The sequence below is a fragment of the Fictibacillus arsenicus genome, from assembly GCF_001999465.1.
GTDB classification, from domain to species: domain Bacteria; phylum Bacillota; class Bacilli; order Bacillales; family Fictibacillaceae; genus Fictibacillus; species Fictibacillus arsenicus.
Window position 1 is genome coordinate 398,862 of the sequence record NZ_MQMF01000003.1, and the last position, 20,885, is coordinate 419,746.

20 protein-coding genes and 1 pseudogene are annotated in these 20,885 nt (G+C 36.8%); 4 read left to right on the top strand and 17 right to left on the bottom strand.

All coding sequences use genetic code 11. The features are described 5' to 3' along the window. Nucleotides 1–72: 72 nt before the first annotated feature. From tkt to yneA, 5 genes are all read right to left on the bottom strand, one after another. A complete protein-coding gene (gene tkt / locus UN64_RS15965) occupies nt 73–2,076 on the bottom strand; it encodes a transketolase (RefSeq protein WP_077364549.1) in 2,004 nt (667 codons plus the stop codon). Between the two features lie 174 nt (nt 2,077–2,250). After that, a complete protein-coding gene (locus UN64_RS15970) occupies nt 2,251–2,535 on the bottom strand; it encodes a HesB/YadR/YfhF family protein (RefSeq protein WP_171978940.1) in 285 nt (94 codons plus the stop codon). 105 nt (nt 2,536–2,640) lie between these two features. After that, complete coding sequence (locus UN64_RS15975; protein ID WP_077364553.1) at nt 2,641–2,880, bottom strand: DUF896 domain-containing protein; 240 nt, start codon at nt 2,878–2,880, stop codon at nt 2,641–2,643. 60 nt (nt 2,881–2,940) lie between these two features. Beyond that, entirely contained in the window at nt 2,941–3,585 is a 645-nt protein-coding gene (locus tag UN64_RS15980; protein ID WP_077364555.1) for a YneB family resolvase-like protein, read from the bottom strand. Between the two features lie 17 nt (nt 3,586–3,602). Next, the gene (gene yneA / locus UN64_RS15985) at nt 3,603–3,869 is read right to left on the bottom strand and encodes a cell division suppressor protein YneA (protein ID WP_171978941.1); all 267 of its coding nucleotides are present in this window, start codon (nt 3,867–3,869) and stop codon (nt 3,603–3,605) included. Between the two features lie 160 nt (nt 3,870–4,029). On the opposite strand from yneA, the gene lexA reads away from it, so the two are divergent. Beyond that, nucleotides 4,030–4,644: a transcriptional repressor LexA gene (lexA, locus tag UN64_RS15990; RefSeq protein WP_066289770.1), complete on the top strand. Its 615-nt coding sequence runs from the start codon at nt 4,030–4,032 to the stop codon at nt 4,642–4,644. Nucleotides 4,645–4,882: 238 nt separating this feature from the next. Here the strand turns inward: lexA and UN64_RS15995 are convergent, their stop codons facing one another. Beyond that, nucleotides 4,883–5,206 carry a hypothetical protein gene (locus tag UN64_RS15995; RefSeq protein WP_077364559.1) on the bottom strand — a complete coding sequence of 108 codons (324 nt, stop codon included), beginning with the start codon at nt 5,204–5,206 and terminating at the stop codon, nt 4,883–4,885. 544 nt (nt 5,207–5,750) lie between these two features. Here UN64_RS15995 and UN64_RS21455 point away from each other — a divergent pair. Next, a pseudogene (locus UN64_RS21455) lies at nt 5,751–6,058 on the top strand (phosphoesterase); the annotation flags it as partial. A gap of 119 nt (nt 6,059–6,177) precedes the next feature. Here UN64_RS21455 and glnA read toward each other — a convergent pair. From glnA to spoVK, 5 genes are all read right to left on the bottom strand, one after another. Further along, nucleotides 6,178–7,512: a type I glutamate--ammonia ligase gene (gene glnA / locus UN64_RS16005; RefSeq protein WP_066289654.1), complete on the bottom strand. Its 1,335-nt coding sequence runs from the start codon at nt 7,510–7,512 to the stop codon at nt 6,178–6,180. Nucleotides 7,513–7,588: 76 nt separating this feature from the next. Continuing rightward, entirely contained in the window at nt 7,589–7,990 is a 402-nt protein-coding gene (locus tag UN64_RS16010; protein ID WP_077364561.1) for a MerR family transcriptional regulator, read from the bottom strand. 122 nt (nt 7,991–8,112) lie between these two features. Continuing rightward, on the bottom strand, nt 8,113–9,381 hold the full coding sequence (locus UN64_RS16015) for a methionine gamma-lyase family protein (RefSeq protein WP_077364563.1): 1,269 nt from the start codon (nt 9,379–9,381) through the stop codon (nt 8,113–8,115). A gap of 1 nt (nt 9,382) precedes the next feature. Then, nucleotides 9,383–10,639, bottom strand: coding sequence for a GTPase HflX (gene hflX / locus UN64_RS16020; RefSeq protein ID WP_077364565.1), 1,257 nt, complete (start codon nt 10,637–10,639; stop codon nt 9,383–9,385). Nucleotides 10,640–10,678: 39 nt separating this feature from the next. Further along, the gene (spoVK, locus tag UN64_RS16025) at nt 10,679–11,629 is read right to left on the bottom strand and encodes a stage V sporulation protein K (RefSeq protein WP_077364567.1); all 951 of its coding nucleotides are present in this window, start codon (nt 11,627–11,629) and stop codon (nt 10,679–10,681) included. A 281-nt stretch (nt 11,630–11,910) separates the two neighbouring features. Between spoVK and UN64_RS16030 the strand changes: the two genes are divergently transcribed. Continuing rightward, a complete protein-coding gene (locus tag UN64_RS16030; protein ID WP_077364569.1) occupies nt 11,911–12,534 on the top strand; it encodes a YitT family protein in 624 nt (207 codons plus the stop codon). Nucleotides 12,535–12,654: 120 nt separating this feature from the next. On the opposite strand, the gene UN64_RS16035 is transcribed toward UN64_RS16030, so the two are convergent. Continuing rightward, a complete protein-coding gene (locus UN64_RS16035; protein WP_171978942.1) occupies nt 12,655–13,233 on the bottom strand; it encodes a YhcN/YlaJ family sporulation lipoprotein in 579 nt (192 codons plus the stop codon). Nucleotides 13,234–13,305: 72 nt separating this feature from the next. On the opposite strand from UN64_RS16035, the gene UN64_RS16040 reads away from it, so the two are divergent. After that, a complete protein-coding gene (locus UN64_RS16040; protein WP_077364573.1) occupies nt 13,306–14,307 on the top strand; it encodes a tyrosine-type recombinase/integrase in 1,002 nt (333 codons plus the stop codon). A gap of 29 nt (nt 14,308–14,336) precedes the next feature. Here UN64_RS16040 and hfq read toward each other — a convergent pair whose 3' ends face one another. The 5 genes from hfq to cotE all read right to left on the bottom strand — a co-directional run bounded on the left by hfq (nt 14,337) and on the right by cotE (nt 20,716). Then, a complete protein-coding gene (hfq, locus tag UN64_RS16045) occupies nt 14,337–14,573 on the bottom strand; it encodes an RNA chaperone Hfq (protein ID WP_066289634.1) in 237 nt (78 codons plus the stop codon). A 31-nt stretch (nt 14,574–14,604) separates the two neighbouring features. Beyond that, nucleotides 14,605–15,555 carry a tRNA (adenosine(37)-N6)-dimethylallyltransferase MiaA gene (gene miaA, locus UN64_RS16050; RefSeq protein ID WP_077364575.1) on the bottom strand — a complete coding sequence of 317 codons (951 nt, stop codon included), beginning with the start codon at nt 15,553–15,555 and terminating at the stop codon, nt 14,605–14,607. Nucleotides 15,556–15,564: 9 nt separating this feature from the next. Next, a complete protein-coding gene (gene mutL, locus UN64_RS16055) occupies nt 15,565–17,427 on the bottom strand; it encodes a DNA mismatch repair endonuclease MutL (protein ID WP_077364577.1) in 1,863 nt (620 codons plus the stop codon). Nucleotides 17,428–17,443: 16 nt separating this feature from the next. Then, nucleotides 17,444–20,035, bottom strand: a complete 2,592-nt coding sequence (mutS, locus tag UN64_RS16060; protein ID WP_171978943.1) for a DNA mismatch repair protein MutS — start codon at nt 20,033–20,035, stop codon at nt 17,444–17,446. A gap of 108 nt (nt 20,036–20,143) precedes the next feature. Further along, nucleotides 20,144–20,716, bottom strand: coding sequence for an outer spore coat protein CotE (gene cotE / locus UN64_RS16065; RefSeq protein ID WP_077364579.1), 573 nt, complete (start codon nt 20,714–20,716; stop codon nt 20,144–20,146). Nucleotides 20,717–20,885: the final 169 nt, after the last annotated feature.

Here is a 20,885-nt window from a genome sequence, read left to right on the forward strand (position 1 = left end):
ACAACTTCTTTTGTCGAAAAACAAAGAAAAGAAGGTTTTCGTTTGAAAACCTTCTTTCTAAAAAAATCATTTTTATTTATTTAGCATTTCTTTAACACGCTTCACTACATTTTCTGGTGTAAAGCCAAACTCCTTTTGGATAACTTCACCAGGTGCAGAAGCTCCAAAAGTATCAATCGCTAAAGTGTCTCCTTCAAGTCCAACATATTTATGCCATCCTAATGAAGCGCCCATTTCAATAGCTAAGCGTTTAGTAATATGCTTCGGAAGCACTGATTCTTTATAAGCTGAATCCTGCTTATCAAAACTTTCCCAAGAAGGCATGGAAACAACAGATGCTGAGATCCCTTCATTTTTCAGAAGCTCTTGAGCTTCTACTGCCAAACTTACCTCTGAACCAGCAGAAAGAAGAAGTACTTCAGCCTCTGATTCAGATGGCGACACTATATAAGCACCGCGTTTAACACCTTCGTATGCTTTTTCTTTTGTATTTTTCAATATTGGCAAGTCTTGACGGCTTAAAACAAGTGCAGTTGGCTGATCTTTACTTTCAACTGCAATCTTCCATGCTGCATTCGATTCGTATCCGTCTGCTGGACGAATCAAGTTAAGGTTAGGAAGTGCACGCAATGAAGCAAGCTGTTCAACTGGCTCATGCGTAGGACCATCCTCTCCTACCATTACACTGTCATGTGTTAATACATAAGTCACAGGCAGCCCCATTAATGCAGACAAGCGAATTGCTGGACGTACGTAATCAGAGAAAACAAAGAATGTCCCACCGTATACTTTAAGACCGCCATGGAGTGCCATTCCGTTTAATGCCGCTCCCATTGCGAATTCACGAACACCAAACCAGATGTTGCGGCCGCTATAATCGTTTCGGCTAAAGTTTACTTCGCCATCTAGAAGTGTTTTATTTGAACCTGCTAAATCCGCAGATCCTCCAAAAATTGATGGAACATTTTTAGCAAGCACATTTAACGCTTTTCCAGCAGAAGAACGCGTAGCTACCGCCTTATCAAATTCAGGCATATTTTGATCCCAGTTTTCTGGAAGATCGCCTTTTATAGCTTCTTGAAGTTCTTGAGCTAATTCTGGATAAGCTTCTTCATATGCTTGGAATTGTTTATTCCATTCTTCTTCTTTTGATTGGCCTTCAGCCTTTAATTGTTCAAAATGTGATTTAACTTCTTCAGGAACGTGGAAATCATTTTCAAATGTCCACTTGTATGCTTCTTTAGTTAAAAGAATTTCGTCTTTCCCAAGTGGTGCACCATGAGACGCTGATTTACCAGACTTATTTGGTGAGCCATGTCCAATAACTGTTTTAACTTCAATTAGTGTAGGTTTGTTTAACTCTTTACGTGCTTCTGCTATAGCTTTTTCGATTTCATCCAAGTTAGTTCCATCTTCTACAAATAGAACTTGCCAGCCGTATGCTTCAAATCTTTGCTGTACATTCTCTGAGAATGAATGATGTAGATCGCCATCTAAAGAAATGTCATTTGAATCATAAAGCACAATCATTCTTCCTAAACCAAGATGCCCAGCTAAAGAAGCGGCTTCTGCAGATACACCTTCCATTAAGTCTCCGTCACCACAAATGGAATACGTATAATGATCGATTACTTCGTGTCCATCACGGTTATATTTTGCAGCGAGGTGACGTTCTGCCATCGCCATTCCGACAGCCATCGCAATTCCTTGCCCAAGTGGACCTGTAGTTGCTTCTACCCCAACTGTATGACCGTATTCAGGATGTCCAGGAGTCTTGCTTCCCCATTGTCTGAATTGTTGCAAGTCTTCAATCGTCAACCCATAACCGCTTAAATGCAGCAAGCTATAAAGTAGCATTGAACCATGGCCGGCTGATAAAACAAAGCGGTCACGGTTAAACCATTCTGGATTAGATGGATTATGGTTCATGTATTTCGCCCAAAGGCTATATGCCATTGGTGCTGACCCCATCGGCATTCCGGGATGGCCGGAATTCGCCTTTTCTATGCTGTCAATTGATAGTGTTCTGATCGTATTAATTGCTAAATCATCAATATTACGTGACAAATAAATCATCCCTTCGTATGTACTAAACAGTTTGAATTACATAATAAACCTTCATGTCCATTTAGACAAGGTAAACACTTTATAAACTATTGTTATTTTACCATTACCCTCTGCAGTTCATACAAAAACCGCCTGAAACTATTGCAACGAATTCGTTGTTATAGTACAGGCGGTATATCTATATTAAGCTAAACCGGGAATCTGACAAGAAAAGTAATCCGTTTTTTCATCATAATCAAGCTTCATATTTTCAACAAACCAACTCTCTTCTGCTTTAACAAAAAATTTTAATCCTTCAACTTCCTGGATGTAGTCATTTTCTTCCGGCACAGCAGGAGTTACCCCAAGTGAAAACCCACCCGAGTCACCGCTTCCAGCGTACTTCACAAATAAACGCAAACCTTCTTTAGCTCCTAATTCGATATCCTTATAAAGATTAGCAGCAGCACTCGTGATTGAAAAAGTCAAAATATTCTCCCCTTTCAAAGTTGTTATATAACAGTATATACTATTAAATATTTAATGCAACAGAAAAAAATGCCTATTTGCATTCTTGCAAATAGGCATTAAGTATTAATGTTTAAGATTATTTTTATTATCTTTACTTCTCTTTAGTTTTTCAGGTGTAACATCGTTTCCGTTTGGATCTACAAATGTAACTCCATGCAAATCTTGAACAAAGGATTTTCTAAATACTTGGAGATATTCTTCTCTCAGTTTCTTTTGCTCGATTTTTTCATCTTTTGATAACTCTGTTTGCTTGGATTTTCTAGATAATTCATTTATTCTTTGCATTTTATCTTTAGATAACATCTATAAAAACTCCTTTTACTTTCTCTTTCTCTCAATCTTACATGAGTAGAAAAGGAATTTCTAGTTATCCGTATTTTCCATATATTCTCTGTATCTTCGATGAACAGTAGCTTTTGAAATGTTGTAGCCCAATCCTTTTAGTGTTGCAGCAATATCATGAAATGTCAGCTTCATATCTTTTAGCCGGACGATTTCGTTTATAGGTACCTCTTTCTTTTCACGGCCGCCATAAGTTTTGTTTTTCAGATTTTTCTGAGGTTTATAGCCATCTTTCACCGCTTTTTTCATACCTCTTCTGATCTTCATATTATGGAGCTTACGCTGGTATTCCTCAACTGTTGAGACAATATCAAGTACCATTTCATCTGCTTCAGTTAAAGTGTATTCTCCGTTATGTGATAAGGTAAATACTTTAATATCGTATTTAATTAATTGATGGAGAATTGCCATCTTAGCCTTGCCTCTTCCTAAACGAGTATCATCTTGAACAAGCAGATATTGAAACTCTGCATCCCTTGCCATATCCAAAACACTCAAGAGTTCGTCACGTTCCAGTGAGTAGCCGCTAGCCTTTTCTGAAATACAATTAATAACTTCTAGATTAAATTGATCTGCCAGTTTTAACAGTTCTGCTTTTTGTCTTTCGATCGATGTTGTTTGTTCATCTTTTTCTGTACTAACTCTGCAATAAATGATTGCTTTCATAGATTAAGACCTGCTTTTTATTTATTAACCGGGATGATTACTTTCTGGCCTGGAAATACAGCAGCGGCGTTTACACTGTTCTCTTTCTCTACCCATTTTATAAACTCCCAGTTTGAATAATGATGTTTTGCATTGTATTCTTCAGAAAGACTCCACAGTGAATCCCCTTCTTCAATTGTAACTTCTATATATTGTTTATCTTGTGATGCAAGATTTGATAATGTAAAAAAGATTCCCCCAACTAAACCTAAAAATACAATCACATGCAACGTCCCTTGTTTCATTATTTTTTCCCCTTTCAACAAACGTTTGTTCGTATTTCTTATTTCCATAATAACTGGAACGTTTGTTCGGTGTCAACACATTTTTCGAACTTATGTTTGTATCTCCCAGAATGCCATGCTATACTTTTTATAGATAAAAAATCTGGTGAGGTGCTTAAAAATGACTAAGTTATCCAGACGGCAATTGGATATTCTGGCTTTTATAAAAGAAGAAGTATCGCAAAAAGGCTATCCGCCTTCTGTTAGAGAAATTGGTGAAGCAGTTGGACTTGCATCTAGTTCTACAGTTCATGGACATTTGGCAAGACTTGAGAAAAAGGGGCTAATACGCAGGGATCCAACCAAACCAAGAGCAATCGAGGTATTAGGTTTAGAAGATAATATTCCTTCTGTCAGATCTGTTTCGATTCCGGTAATCGGTAAAGTAACTGCAGGGCTTCCTATCAGTGCTGTTGAAAATGTAGAAGAATATTTTCCTCTTCCCGAGCATGTAGTTGGAGATGAAAATGTTTTTATGCTTTCTGTTGTTGGAGACAGTATGATCGAAGCAGGCATTTTTAATAAAGACTTAGTTGTCGTAAAGCAGCAGCCAACTGCTAATAATGGAGATATTATCGTTGCAATGACTGACGAAGATGAAGCAACTGTAAAACGATTCTTTAAAGAAAAGAATCATATCAGACTTCAGCCAGAGAACTCTTCTATGGAACCTATTATTCTGCAGAGCTGTACAATCTTAGGTAAAGTAATAGGGGTTTACAGGAGTATCCATTAATCCATATAAGTATTTAAGCAAGCTATTTCTAATAAATGGCTTGTTTTTTTTGTGCCTTTAAATTCATCGAATAATAAAAACACTAAACTTTACCTAGGCAATTACTATTTTTTTCTTCAGCTTTCCATTTACGAAAAAGATAAAATACATATCCATTAATTGAAAATATTACGGGATACATAGCAATTGACCATTCTATTCGCCACCCATGGTAGTAGAACAAACTTGTATAAAGGGATCAGTATTCATAGAGAGTTGAAAAAACTGTCCAAAATAATATGTATTTTACTTTTGAACGAAAGCTTAAACCGAAAGGAAAAAAATTTATAAATACAAGTTTAAAAGCAGGAAATAAAAGTAATAAAACCAAGATGTATTCTGAATCAACACCAACACTGAAATATCCATAAAGGTCATATTTAAAATCTAAATAACAATCTACCAGTTGCTGAAAAGCCATTGAAAAAAACACAGAAAAAAAAGCCTCTGATTTCGTAACGTTTTTTGGCATGACATATATGATTATTAAAAGAATGGTAATAGTAGAGATTAGCAGCCACATAAAAAATCTCCTTTCATAATCAGGTTACCTTCGTCAAACTAAATTATTCATTAGTTTTTAAACAAAAATCTATGAATGCAAAAAAAAGATGATATAATTTATTAACATCTCGTCTTTTCATGTCTTAACATAAGGAGAATACTTTTTCTTTTAATAATTGCCCCATTTATTCTATTCCAACCCATCTATTATCTGCAATTTTATTAATTCGACTTTTTCAATTTACTAAAAGTAAACTACATGAAATTTCAAAAAATAAAATAATGGAATGAGCAAGTACCTTTATAAGTTTTTTGGGAAAGTTATCGGCATATATAGAAGTATTCATTAAGTATACTATTTGAGATTAGACAAGATGTGAATAAAAATTAATGGCTTGTTTTTTTTTCAATTTAAGGATAATTTCATTTTCCTTTATTCTCTTCTGATTTCCATTTTCGAAATAGAGAAAAAACAAATCCTATAATTGAAAAGCTAGTTCTGCTGAGTTATGGCAGTGAAGCATTAAATGAATCAAACCCCTACCTTAAATCAGAAACCCAAGCTCAAGGCATTCTTTAAAGAATCGTTTAGGATCCCAAATCCAGTCTCCGCCAGTTCGAATGGTCTCTCATTGCTTCCTTATTCAGGAGACCCATTGACAATAGGCGTGGAAATGAATAAACTTGCCGCCAATATCTCCTTTGGCCGCGATACAGCGGCGTTCATTGGCGTTCTGATGGGATTGAGGGGATGAAACTTGGTGAAGCCGTCGCAATAAGCATTCTTAGGGACTATAGGGCGACCTACAATGAGAAATTCAGTGGTTTCTCATTCACTAAGTTTGACGGGACTCCGATCACAATCAAATAGGTTAAAAAGATGCAACTGGGAATAAACTGTGAAAGTCGAGACCAATTGATACTAATATTTACTATTTGGACTAAAAATCTAAAAACCCCTGATACCGTTGGTATCAGGGGTTTTAGGTTTTAATACATGCTCATATATTGTTCGCGTTCCCAAGGGTGAACCTGCGTACGGAACATATCCCACTCGATCTCTTTCGCTTCAATAAAATGTTCTGTAGCGTGCTCACCTAGAGCTTTTGTCAGAACTTCATTTTTACTGAAAAGAACTAGAGCTTCTTTTAATGTTGCTGGAAGATCTTGAATTCCTTCTGCTTCTCGCTCATCTTTATCCATTACATAGATGTTGCGGTCTACAGGCTTCGGAGCAGCTAATTTATTCTTGATTCCATCAAGACCCGATGCAAGCAATACTGCCATTGCAAGATACGGGTTAGCCGTTGGATCAACACTTCGAACTTCGATACGTGTGCTGATACCGCGTGATGCTGGAATACGGATTAATGGACTTCTGTTTTGCATAGACCAAGCTACATAACAAGGAGCTTCATAGCCAGGCACTAGACGCTTATAAGAGTTTACAGTAGGGTTTGTGATTGCTGTAAAACCTTGAGCGTGCTTTAGAATACCAGCTAAGAAATGCATTGCTGTCTCACTTAAGCCTGTTTCAGACTTTTCATCATAGAATACATTTTCGCCGTCTTTAAATAAAGACATGTTAGCATGCATACCAGAACCGTTTACACCAAATAATGGTTTTGCCATGAATGTAGCGTGAAGCCCGTGTTTACGTGCAATTGTTTTAACAGCAAGCTTAAACGTTTGGATGTTATCACAAGTGCTCACTGCATCCGCATATTTAAAGTCAATTTCATGCTGACCAGGTGCTACCTCATGGTGAGATGCTTCGATCTCAAAGCCCATATCTTCAAGCTCCAGTACGATATCTCTTCGGCAGTTTTCACCAAGATCTGTTGGAGCAAGGTCAAAGTATCCGCCTTTATCATTTAATTCAAGAGTAGGTTCGCCTTTTTCATCATTTTTGAACAAGAAAAATTCTGGCTCAGGTCCAATGTTGAAATCAGAGAATCCTAGGTCTTCCATCTCTTTTAGTACACGCTTTAGAATACCACGCGGATCTCCATCAAAAGGATTTCCATCTGGCATGTAGATATCACAGATCAAACGTGCTACTTTACCTTTTTCAGATGTCCAAGGGAAAATCATAAATGTATCTAGATCAGGAAATAGATTCATATCAGATTCTTCAATTCGTACAAAACCTTCAATAGAAGATCCGTCAAACATCATTTTATTTTCCAAAGCTTTTTCAAGCTGTCCGATTGGAATCTCAACGTTTTTAATTACACCCAATAAATCTGTGAATTGCAAACGAATGAACCTTACATTTTCTTCTTTTACCATTCTTAAAATGTCATCTTTAGTGTACTTAGCCAAATCTTTCTCCTCCTTTAAATATAAAAACGCCTATTTAAGGCGATTGTTCACCTATTAAGTATTATTTTGTTTTTGTTTAGTGAAAAAACCTGGAAAGTTCTCCTTGAATTAATGAGGTCTTCCCATGTCTTCCTGCATGAATCAATTCCCGTTTTAAACGGCGATGAAGCGCAGATTCCGAAATTTCTTTTACTCCTTGAACATTTTGCTGATTTTTAAGTAATTCAGCAGCTTGTTCGTTAAGTTCAAATACCCTTTTGATACCTGCTAAATTCACCCCTTGTTCGAGAAGTGCTTTGATCTCAAGAAGCTTATCTACATCATTGAAAGAAAACAAACGACGATTACCTTCTGTCCTTGCAGGATGAATCAATTCATGTTCTTCATAATAGCGAATCTGTCTTGCAGACAACTCAGTCAGCTGCATAACAATGCTAATTGGGAACAAAGGTAAGTTCCTGCGGTTCATATCGTTCATTATAAATACCTCCTTTCAACTTCTTTTTATATCTTATGTCAGAAAAGCTAACATGTCAAACATAATGTTAGAAAAAGTAACATCAAATTAAAAAAAGACCAAGAGCGGCCTTTTTAAGATGCTTATTTTTTAATTAAACCATGTGTTAAAAGTTCATCCACAGCGGAGATAACAGCAATTTTGACATGTTCAAGTGTAAGACCGCCCTGTACAAATGCAATATACGGCGGACGTATCGGTCCATCAGCAGTAAGCTCAATACTCGCTCCTTGGATAAATGTTCCTGCTGCCATAATGACATCATCTTCATAACCAGGCATGTAATCAGGATAAGGAACTGCAAATGAATTAATTGGTGATGATTTTTGGATAGCCTGACAGAATGTAATCATTCTCTCTTTGTCTCCGAAGATAACGGATTGGATTAGATCCGTTCTTTTCTCATGCCATGCCGGTCGGGTTTCCATGCCTAGCTCTTCCAAGAATGCGGCTGTAAAAACAGCTCCTTTTAAAGCCTGTGCGGTAACGTGGGGAGCTAAGAAAAAGCCTTGATACATCTCTTGTAAACTGTAAAGTGATGCACCTGCTTCTCTTCCGATTCCAGGAGAAGTAAGACGATAAGAAATTCTATTAATCAGTGATTCTGTTCCTGCTATATATCCTCCTGTTTTCGCAAGACCTCCCCCAGGGTTTTTGATTAATGATCCTGCAATGATATCTGCACCCGCTTCAATAGGCTCCGTTTGTTCAACAAATTCACCATAGCAATTATCAACAAATACGATTACGTCTTTTTTGATACGTTTAACATAATCAATCATTTGTTTAATAGCATTCACTGTGAATGAAGGACGGTCAGCATACCCTTTAGAACGCTGAATACCGATCATTTTTGTCTTTTCTGTAATTGATTTTTTTACCGCTTCGTAATCAATTTCTCCTTGTGCAGTTAAGTCAACATGCTTATATGAGATGTTATAATCTTTTAATGAACCTTCACCTGATCCTCTGATCCCAACAATTTCTTCTAAAGTATCATAAGGTTTTCCAGTTATATATAAGAGTTCATCACCTGGGCGGAGCACACCAAAAAGGGATAATGTAATGGCATGCGTTCCCGAAATAATTTGCGGCCTGACAATAGCTGCCTCTGCTTGAAAGACTTCAGCATAGACCTTTTCAAGTGTATCCCGTCCAGAATCATCATAGCCATAACCAGTAGATGGATTGAAATGATGGTCTCCTACATGATTTTTTTGGAATGCTTTTAAAACTTTAAGCTGATTAAATTGTGCAATTGAATCAATCGACTCATGAACATCCTTTATACGATCAGCTACTCTTTTTGCTATTTTCTCTAAGATTTCTCCATTTTGGAACTGCGAATACATGCTATTCTCCTTTATTGCTGATTTGCTCTATAGAAGTTGATGGAAGGGCATAACCCCTGCAATCATAAACCAGCTTTTCTTTATCAAACTCTTGTTTGATTAAGATCGTTTCGGACCGAAGTCTCGCAAGCTGTTTGCCATCGTGTGAAGGCACACTGATTTGATAATATGTAAGCTGTTTAGTAACTTCCTTTTCAATCGTATCTTTTAACATTGTAATATCTTGTTCAGATAAAGCTGAAATAGAAATAGACGGACTTTCTGGTAAAAAGTCTGGAGCAAACTGATCTTTTTTATTGTATACCGTTAACATTGGAATATGGCTAGCTTTCAGATCACTCAAAATTCGTTTAACTGTTTTTTCATGCTGATTGCGGTCCTCACTTGATCCGTCAATAACGTGAATAAGCAGATCAGCCTCAGCAGCTTCTTCTAATGTTGATCGAAAGGCGGCAATTAATGAAGTCGGAAGATCTTGAATAAAGCCTACCGTATCTGTTAACAGCATTTGAAAACCGCTTGTCAGTTTCACTTTTCTTGTTAAAGGATCTAACGTCGCAAAAAGCTGATCTTCTTCATAACTGTCAGCTTCAGTCAGCTTGTTGAATATTGTTGATTTTCCCGCATTCGTGTAACCGACTAGTGCTGCTTGAAAAGCGCCTTGGTGTTTGCGCCGTTCTCTATATCTTTCTCTATGGCCTACCACTTGGTTCAGCTGCTGTTTTAGTTCATGGATACGCAGTCTTATATGACGGCGGTCCTTTTCAAGTTTTGTTTCACCAGGACCTCTTGTCCCAATTCCACCGCCAAGTCTTGAAAGGCTTGCACCGATGCCAGACAGCCTTGGCAAAAGATATTCCAGCTGCGCCAGTTCAACCTGAAGCTTTCCTTCTCGTGTTTTGGCACGCTGAGCAAATATATCAAGAATCAGCTGGGTACGGTCTATAATTCTTGCTTGAAAATGTTTTGAAAGGTTACGTACTTGTGATGGTGACAGTTCACTATTAAAGATAATAAGTTCCGCTTCAAGTTCTTCTTCAAGAGTTATCAATTCTTCAACTTTTCCTTTACCTATAAAAGTAGCAGAATCATACCTGTCTCTTTTTTGAGAAACCACTGCGCAAACTGTTCCATTTGCTGTTTTCGTCAGCGACTTTAATTCTTCCATCGAATAAAAAAAACGCTCGTCGTCCTGCCGCGGAAGCTGACAGCCGACGAGAATCGCTTTTTCCTGAACTGAATCTTTTTGTCTGTTCAAATTTGCGATCCCTGCTTTCCATAGTCTCCTTCCATCATATCAAATCAAATCACGTTCTTCTAGCACAAGGTCATCACTTTGAATGGTCATCAACGCTTTTTTATCTTGCCTTGCATCATTTAGGAGCCTTACAGATTGTCTTCTTACAGCTTTTTCAATCATATTTCGAATGTATCTTCCGTTTGAGAAAGAGGCATTTCCTGAGTTTCTGACTCGTTCAATATGTGTTTTTAGTTTCCACTCACAGTCTCTTGTTAATACGTATTCTCTTTCGGAAAGCATCCTTTTGGATATTTCCATTAGTTCATCCACTGAATAATCAGGAAAAGAAATAACAACCGGAAACCTTGAAGGAAGTCCTGGATTTAGTTTTAAAAACCGATCCATTTCTTTCGGGTAGCCTGCAAGAATTAATATAAATTCATGCTGCTGATCTTCCATGGCTTTTACCAGTGTATCAATCGCTTCTTTTCCAAAGTCCTTTTCTCCGCCCCTGCCCAAAGAATAAGCCTCATCAATGAATAGAATTCCTCCATTTGCTTTTTTAAGTAATTCTCTTGTTTTTTGAGCAGTATGACCGATGTATTCGCCTACGAGATCCGCTCTTTCTGCTTCAATTAAATGACCTTTAGATAATACTTTCATCTCATGAAAAAGTGTTCCCAGTTTCCTTGCAACTGTGGTTTTCCCAGTACCTGGATTCCCTTTGAATAACATATGCAGAGCCTGCTTTTCCGCCTTCAGTCCCAATTCCTGCCGGCATTTATTAATATGAAGCCATGCGTAAATTTCTTTAACATGATGTTTTAAGTCTTCCATCCCAACAAGCCTGTTCAGATCTTGTTCAATTTTTATTAATGGAAGATGCTGCTCTTTCACTTTATCTTTTCCGGCTAAAGTTAAGGCATCATCTGCTTTGTTCTTCTCATTTCCCTGGTTTAACACAATGTTGATCTGCCGCTGTTTTTTAATCGCGATAGGTTCGTTCAAGCGGTACCACCTCTCTTTACCAGTCAAATCAATGTATGCTCTTTAGATAATACCTGTGACAAATGCCTATATCGTTTATTTACCCACTGTTATCAATTTATGACAAAGCAACATTGTCTACCACAATGACAAGCCTGTTTTTTATTGATGAATAAATATTAATGAATTGTGAACGTTTTCTATTTTCAGACGAATAAAAATACTCAAGTATGCAAGATTTCCGTGATATGTTAAATAATGAAATATCAAGTGAATTGTTAAATCGGAAGTAGGAAATCAAGTTGGAAGCTAAATTTTATAAAAGTATAATGATTATTTTAGGATTATTTTTAACTGCTGCAGGTATTAAGCTGTTAACGGTACATTCATTAACATTTGGAGGAACAGCTGGAGTCGCAACACTTGGCGCTTACATGACTGAATGGTCGTGGGAAATTCTTTTTATAATTGTAAATCTCCCTTTTTTCGTTCTTTCTATAAAAAAACTTGGATGGACTTTTTCACTATCAACTTTTTTATGTATTTTACTTATTTCCGTTATATCAGATTTAATGGATTTTGTTCATTTTCCAGTGATCTCTCCAGTAATTGCTGCGGTAATAGCTGGAATCTTGATTGGTGTCGGGGTAAGTTTTGTTCTAAATTCAGGTGCTTCTCTCGGAGGAATCCACATACTTGCTTTATACCTTGAACAAAAATCTGATATAAACCGAGGTGTATCACTTTTTGTTACTGATTTTATTATTGTTTCTTCCGCTGTAGCCATGTTTGGCTTTAAAAATGCCTTTATCTCAATTATTGCAATTACAATTGCTTCTTATATAGCCGGAAAATTAAAAAGCACACCAAAAGCTTCGACTTCTATTTATGTCTCAAGCAAAACAGAAGCTGTAAGAAATAATTAAAGCATTCTCTTTGTATGGAGAATGCTTTTTTTGATCATTAATTAACATAATATATCTTATGTTAATTAAACCTGTCTATATATGTCTGTTTATGCGCTTCCTTAGGAAATAATGAATTCCTTATTCATATAAATCATCACGGCTATGATCTATTTCTTCATGCATATCCTGCCTTCTAGTGGACTTCATATGCCCTTCAAGCGGTTTAATCTTTCCTATCAATATGCCCATCTCGTTAAAAACGCCGCTTTGACTTTCTTTGTTGCTCAGATTTGCTTTTTTACCTAATTCTTTTATTTTTTGAATTTTATCCGGATCAGTTGTAATCGCTGCATTCCTTCCATGTGCGTTTCCTTTTAGAACACTATAAACTTCCTTGCGTAAAGCATCATTTTCTTCACCTGGCGCTGTTAGTTCTGAAGAAACAATTCCGACCAGTGTATAACTGCCACTGACGATTACATATGCTTTTTCAACTCCGTTAACTTTTTCAGCAAGCTGTACTAAATCTTTTGATTGATGTATTTCATCACTATGTTCTTTCACACGCGGTGTATCAATTTGAGAATTAGGCTTACGCTCTGAAGTGTCGTATTTTACCTGCTTCGTATCCAGTGTCTCATCCCCTGACCCGCTCTTTCCTGAACAAGCACCGAGAGCAAAGAGTAAACACATTAATATCACTGACAATTTTCGCATTTTCATCATCCTTTTTTAAATAGTTTTGATTGGACGCATGTTAAATATGCAAAAAATATTGCCTTTGATATAATGGGAAAAAGAGGTTATAGGAGGCAATTATGGAAGAGTACCCACACTTACCCGAATATGCCAATTCATTTATCTCACATTTACAAAAAAAGGAAGAAAAAAAGTACGATTAAACGTTATTATTATGATCTGCTGGATTTTTTTGCTTGGCTTAGAGTGATCAAAAACAGTGATCAAATACCTATGATTTTAAATTTGACTTCTGAACAATTAAAAGAATATTTTTTATTTCTTTCTGAACAAAGAGAATATAGCACAGCGACCAGTCAACGAGTATTTACCGTAATAAAAAGTCTCTTTCAATTTCTTCAATCACAAAGACTTATCAATGAAAACCCCTTTTCAGAAATTGAAAAAGATTTAAAAGAAGATAAACAATTTCATGAGAACGACTTTATAACGGATGAGGAATTTCAGCAGCTTTTTGAAACACTTTCTTCTTCTGATGGTCTCACTGAAAATCAGCTAAAATACAGACATTTGCTTGTCAAAAGAAATGAAGCAATATTATCACTGCTATACCACTACGGATTAACGCTGCAAGAATTAACGAACATTGAAATGAAACACGTTAATTTTACAAGGCAGCAATTAACGGTTGTAAATAGTGCAGAAATCAGGCACTTGCCTCTTACTGCTTTCACACAACAACTGTTATATACGTACAAAGAAGATATCCCAGCCTCTATCAGACCAAATCATTATTCTTCTGACCGTTTTTTTATCGCATTTGATTATCAAAGGGGTACTTTTCGATTTGATTATTCAACTTATGAACCAAAACCTTTAACTGTAATCGCCATACAGAAAATGTTAAGACAGGAAATCAAGCGATCTGGTATTAGACAAGGTATAAGCTCTCAACACCTACGGAGGACAGCAATATTAAATTATTTAGCTTCAGGTAGAACAGACGAAGAAGTTCAGTATTGGTTCGGTTTAAAATCATATCTTACTTTACAAAGATATGATAACTTCATAAAACAAATAAAAACTCCCTAGAACCTCAGCAGGTTCTTAGGGAGTATTTTTTATTCATTCATATTTGCAGAAGATAAATCGACATTTCGATGCGGGGTGAACGTTGAAATGGCATGCTTATATATGAGGTGCTGTTTCCCTTCTGCCTCAAGTACAACCGTAAAGTTGTCAAACCCCTTTACTAAACCTTTAAGCTGAAAACCATTCAGCAAATATACGGTCACATAAATGTTTTCGCGCCGTAATTGGTTTAAGTAATGATCCTGTAAATTGATTGATTGCTTCATGTGAACAGATCCTCCTCTTTGGGCATTACCTTTATACATTCTCGGAAATATCTAATTTCCCTTCCACAAAGTGACGAATTTCTTTAAATTTTTTCTCAAATGGTGATTCATCCATGGAAAACCACTTCACATCCATCTGATTATTGAACCATGTGAACTGTCTTTTTGCATATCTTCTCGAATTTCGTTTCAATAATTCAATGGATTCTTTTAATGTGCTATTACCAGTTAAATAAGGAAAAAATTCTTTGTAACCGATCGCTTTTGCTGCAAGACTATTGGAGATATCCTGCTGTAATAACCATTTCGCTTCTTTAATAACACCTGACTTAACCATCAAATCTACACGTTCATTTATCCGCTGATATAACTTTTCCCTCTCCATTGTTAATCCTATTAATGCAAGGTTATATGATGATTCATCTTTCCCTTGCATATTTTTTTGTTCCTTTGAGGGTATGCTGCCAGTTTCATAATATATTTCGAGAGCCCTAATAACTCTGTGTATATTATTTGGATGGATTTCAGCTGCCCTTACAGGATCTATTGACATTAATTCTAAATGAAGTGATTCTGGACCTTCAGCATCAGCTTTTTTTTGAAGTTCATCCCTGATCTCGTTGTTTTTGTTTGCTTCTGAAAACTCATAATGATGTGTAACCGAACGTATATAGAGGCCAGTACCTCCAACAATGATAGGGATCTTCCCCCTATTATTGATACTACTGATTAGTTCTTTTGCTTTTTCTTGAAACTCAGCAACAGAAAATGGCTCAGAAGGATCTTTGATATCAATCATGTAATGAGGGATGCCTTCTCTTTCATCATCTGTAATTTTCGCCGTTCCAATATCTAATCCGCGGTAAACCTGCATAGAATCACCGCTGATAATTTCACCATTAATGGCCTTAGCGAGTTCGATACTTGTTTTCGTTTTTCCAACAGCAGTCGGACCTACTATAACTATTAATTTTTCTTTCATGGTTAGCTCCTACATGACCCGTTTGAACATTTTCTCGAGTTCATAAGTTGATAGATGAATGGTTATCGGTCTCCCATGAGGGCATGTATATGGATCTTCAGATTTTCGCAAAGTCTCCAGCAAAGCAAATATTTCATCGTTTCTTAAATGATGGTTTGCTTTTATCGATCCTTTACATGACATCATGATGGCAGCTTCTTCTCTTAATTTTTCTATATCAATCTTTCTATGATCTAGTACCTGCTGAATAATATCCATGATGGTTTCTTTTTCATATCCTTTTGGAAACCATTGCGGATGTTCTCTAACAATAAAAGTATTTTGTCCAAAGGGCTCAAGAAACAGCCCGACTTGGCTTAAAAAATTCAGATGATTGCTAATAAATGCAGCTTCGTGTGTTGTGTATTCAAATGTGTAAGGAACCGTTAACAGCTGTAATTCCCGTTCAACCATCCCTACTTTTTTCCTGAAATATTCATACTTAATTCTTTCTTGCGCAGCATGCTGATCAATTAAATATAATCCATTTTCATTTTGTGCAAGTATATATGTCCCGTGCATCTGGCCGATTGGATAAAGAACAGGTAATTTCTCTTGTTTGTTTGCTCCTGTTTCTTCGATCCTTTCTTCTCTGTCTTCAACAACTGTTTCAGTGTAATTTTTCTTTGTATCTAAAAATGAATCCATCATTTCGTTTACTTGAACTGTTTCCTGAATGCCTGCAGGTGAATTAGAAGGAATAGAAGTTTTAAATTTAACAGGTTCAGGTACTTGATAAGGATCAATCTCTTTGTTCTTTTGAGCGTATTCAAACGAAAAAGCAGACTGCATATCTGTTTCTTTCTGCCTCTGTTCTTTCTTCTGAAAATTAACTTCTGGGATGAGCTGAACAGCTTTTATTACTTTTCTTAATTCATTTTCGACTAATTGGACGAGTTCTGTTTCTTTACTAAGCCTAGCTTCATGTTTTGAAGGATGTACGTTTACATCTATAATTGTCGGGTCCATCTTAACAGAAAGAACGGCAATCGGAAATCGCCCAATCGGCAAAAATGTATGATAGGCATTTTGGATCGCTTTTGAAAGTGCATAGTTCTTAATATATCTGCCGTTCATAAACAGTGAAATATATTGTCTAGATGCTCTGTTCATCTCGGGTTTAGCTATATAACCTGTTACTTCATAGTCAAGAGATGTAAATGAAACTGGCAGCATATTCTTTGCTGTCTGAATACCATAAACAGCTGCAATAATCTGCTGCAAGTTTCCATTGCCTGATGTATGAAGCAATTCTTTTCCGTTATGTTTTAACCGAAAAGAAACATCTGGGTTTGCCAATGCAAGCCTGTTGACTAAATCAGTGATCGTCCCTAGTTCAGTTTGAATGGTTTTTACATGTTTTAGACGAGCAGGTGTATTATAAAACAGGTTACGCACTGTCAGGTCGGTACCTTTTCTGCTATTTGTTTGCTGCTGTTTTTTAATTTTACCGTTTTCGATAAACAGATAAGTACCAGGACCATCACCTGTTGAAGATTTCAACTCTACCTGAGAGACGGAAGAGATACTTGGCAGCGCTTCTCCGCGAAAACCCATCGTGCGAATCTGGATAAGGTCATGTTCACTCTTAATCTTGCTAGTAGCATGACGATTAAAAGCAAGGACACAGTCGTCGGCCTCAATACCGTCCCCATTATCAAGCACACGAATGAGTGACAAGCCGCCTTCTTCTACTTCAATTTCGATTCTAGAAGCATTTGCATCAATTGAATTCTCAACAAGTTCTTTAACAACAGAGGCTGGGCGTTCAACTACTTCTCCAGCTGCAATCTTGTTCGATAAATGCTCATCAAGCTGTACGATTTTGCCCATCTTTTATGCCTCCTTTTTATTTCAATTTGGTCTGCAGTTTATATAAAGCATTCATCGCCTCAAGCGGTGTCATTTCAAGGACATTCAATGCTTTTAAATCTTTTAAAACGTCAGTTTCTTTTGAATCTCTTTTTCGGGAAACAGTGCTTTTATCCGCAAACAAACTTAGCTGGCTTTCCTGTATTTCTTCTTTTGTTGCAGAGACTTCCTGGATAGGGAGCGCTTCATTCTTTTCTTGTTTTTCATAAGTCTGAAGGATGGTTTTCGCTCTTTGTATAACATCCTGAGGAAGATCTGCTAATTCTGCTACTTGAATCCCGAAACTTTTATCAGCTTGTCCATCAATTACTTTATGCAAAAATACGAGACTTCCATTTTCCTCAACAGCACTTACAAAAACATTTTTTAAGGATGGAAGCGAATTTTCAAGAACAGTCAGCTCATGATAATGGGTGGAAAAGAGCGTCTTCGCTTGAATTCTTTCATGAATAAACTCGATTATAGACTGTGCAAGTGCCATCCCGTCATAGGTTGAAGTTCCACGCCCGATTTCATCAAGAAGAATCAAACTATTTTCTGTCGCACTTGTAAGAGCAAAGTTTGTTTCAAGCATTTCTACCATAAACGTACTTTGTCCGCCTACTAAATCATCAGCTGCACCAATCCGTGTAAAGATTTGGTCAAACATCGGCAGTTCAGCTTGTTCTGCTGGTACAAAACAACCGATTTGCATCATTATGGCCGTTAAGGCAAGCTGGCGCATATACGTACTTTTACCTGCCATGTTAGGTCCGGTGATCAAAAGCATATTTCTTTCATTATTTAAGAAAATATCATTGGGAACATATTCTTGTGCATCCATTACTTTTTCTACAACTGGGTGACGGCCACCAACAATATTTACTTTTCCATCTTCTGAAACGGACGGTCTTACATAACGATACTGTTCACTGATCGCAGCAAATGATTGAATGACGTCCAGTTCTGAAATCGCAGAAGCGAGCTGCTGAAGCCCAGGAATATATTGCTTTACATATTCTCTAACTTCTAAAAATAAAGTGTACTCAAGACCTGAAATTTTTTCTTCAGCTTCTAAAATAATACGCTCTTTTTCTTTAAGCTCAGGAGTTACATACCTTTCTGCGTTTGCAAGAGTCTGTTTTCTTTCATATCGCTCAGCTGGTACCATCGATAAGTTAGATTTCGTAACTTCGATATAATAGCCGAATATTTTATTGAATCCTATTTTTAAGGATTTAATTCCGGTCTCTGTTTTTTCTTGCTGTTCTAGTGCAGCAATCCAAGCTTTCCCGTTCATGCTCGCATCTTTATATTCATCCAGCTTAGCATTATAGCCTTTTTTAATGATTCCGCCTTCTTTAATTTGAACAGGGGCTTCATCATGTATAGCTGAATCCAAATAATGAGCCAGGTCTTTATGATCCGTCATTTTTTCATAAATTTCAGACGCATACTCACCCGGAATTTGACTTATTTTTTCTTTTAGAACCGGAACACTTAACAATGATCTTTTTAACTGGACCAAATCTCTTGGACTAGCATTTCCATAAGAGATTTTAGCGATCAGCCGTTCCATGTCATATACAGACTTCAGCTGTTCTTTCATTTCTTCACGGATAAAAAATTCATTAATGAGCTCTTCAACCAGCTGTAACCGTTTCTCAATAGTCTTCTTTACGAAAAGCGGTTCTTCTACCCATTGTTTAAGTTTTCTGGCTCCCATTGCCGTCATAGTAGAATCTAACAGCCATAACAACGAACCTTTTTTGCCTTTTGCCCGAATTGACTCAGTGAGCTCTAGATTTCTTTTTGAAAATGCGTCCAGTTTCATTCGCAGGTCATTCTGCTGAAATTCAACCGGCTTCAGATGCTGAAAGGAACGCTTCTGCGTATAGTTTAAGTAATGAAACAGCCTCCCTGCTGCTTTCAATAAAGAAAGATGAGAGATATCTTGTGTAAGATGCAGAAATCTTTCATCAACGCTATTCTCCTTTTGAATGGAAACCGAAGCCTGTCCGTTGAGAGATATCTTTTCATTCCACTCAGCATGTAACTCTTCATCTCCAACTATTTCTTTAACCCCTTGGCTTAAGAGCAATTGGATGAATGACAGCTGATTGCCACTATATGTATATCCTTTTTGTTCTCCTGTAGATAAGTCACAAAGAATATAAGCAAATAAATCATTTTCTCTTTCAATTGAAACAAGGTAATTATTTTCCCTGTCTTGCAATAAATGATCATCAATTACCGTTCCTGGTGTTATGATTTGAATAACTTCCCGCTTCACAACCCCTACTGCTTGCTTAGGGTCTTCTACTTGTTCACAGATGGCTACTTTATAACCATTTTCAACCAGGGTTTTTATATAACCTGCAGAAGAATGATATGGCACGCCGCACATTGGTATGCGATCCTGACTGCCCCCATCTCTGCTTGTTAATGTAATCTCTAAAATTTGAGCTGCACGGACTGCATCATCAAAAAACATTTCATAAAAATCGCCTAAACGAAAAAATAAAAAGGCATCTTGATGAGCTGCCTTGATAGATAAGTATTGTTGTATCATTGGAGTATATTGCGACATGATTTCACCTTTTTTCATAACATTTCGATGTTGCTATTATATCATAACTCCTCAATTCATTTCGTTTTCTCTGCATGAAAAAAACGGGAAGAATTCTCCCCGCTTCTGTTATTCTTCTAAATCGCCAATCAGAAAGTTCGGATCAAGATCTTCGAAGTTTTCATTATCAACATCATATTCCCAATCTCGTGTATTCTCATCGTCAAATCCATCCGGATTTACGTAAACGCAAACCTTTGTCTCACCAATGATCTCGCATACAAACTCTCTTTCTACTTGAACAATGACCTTATTTCCGTTTGGAGAAATGGTTGCTTCAAGCGTATTAGGCTCTTGCAGGGCACGGCAAGTTACTTCATACTGATTCCCAAGCGCGTTTTTATCTCTTACACTCAAATCCACTTTATCTTTAAAATGTATGGTTTCAGTTACTACTTCCGTTCTAGTATTATCATTGTATGAGTACCAAACGTTAATATCGTAGCTTCCTTCAACTTCTACACATTCACCGTTTCTCTTCGGCTTATAAGCATGATTAATGATCCAGCATCCTAAAATACTGCTGGGACGATGAGCTGGTGCAATCGTATGAGTCGCCTGAGAAAACTTTCTGCCTTTACCACACACTGCTTTTGTGATGATCTCTCTGTAAGTCAACTCCTGATCAACGTGTCTAGCCATACATGAATCCCTCCTATTTCGCTCTCCATACATTTTATGCAGGGCTAATGCCTATTGTGCTTATTAATAAAAAAATCAGCAATTAGTCTATTTATATGGGCATTCTTAGCGGAATGTTCAAAAAATATTTTTAATATACGGTACGTGAAATTATATATCAATGGAAAAT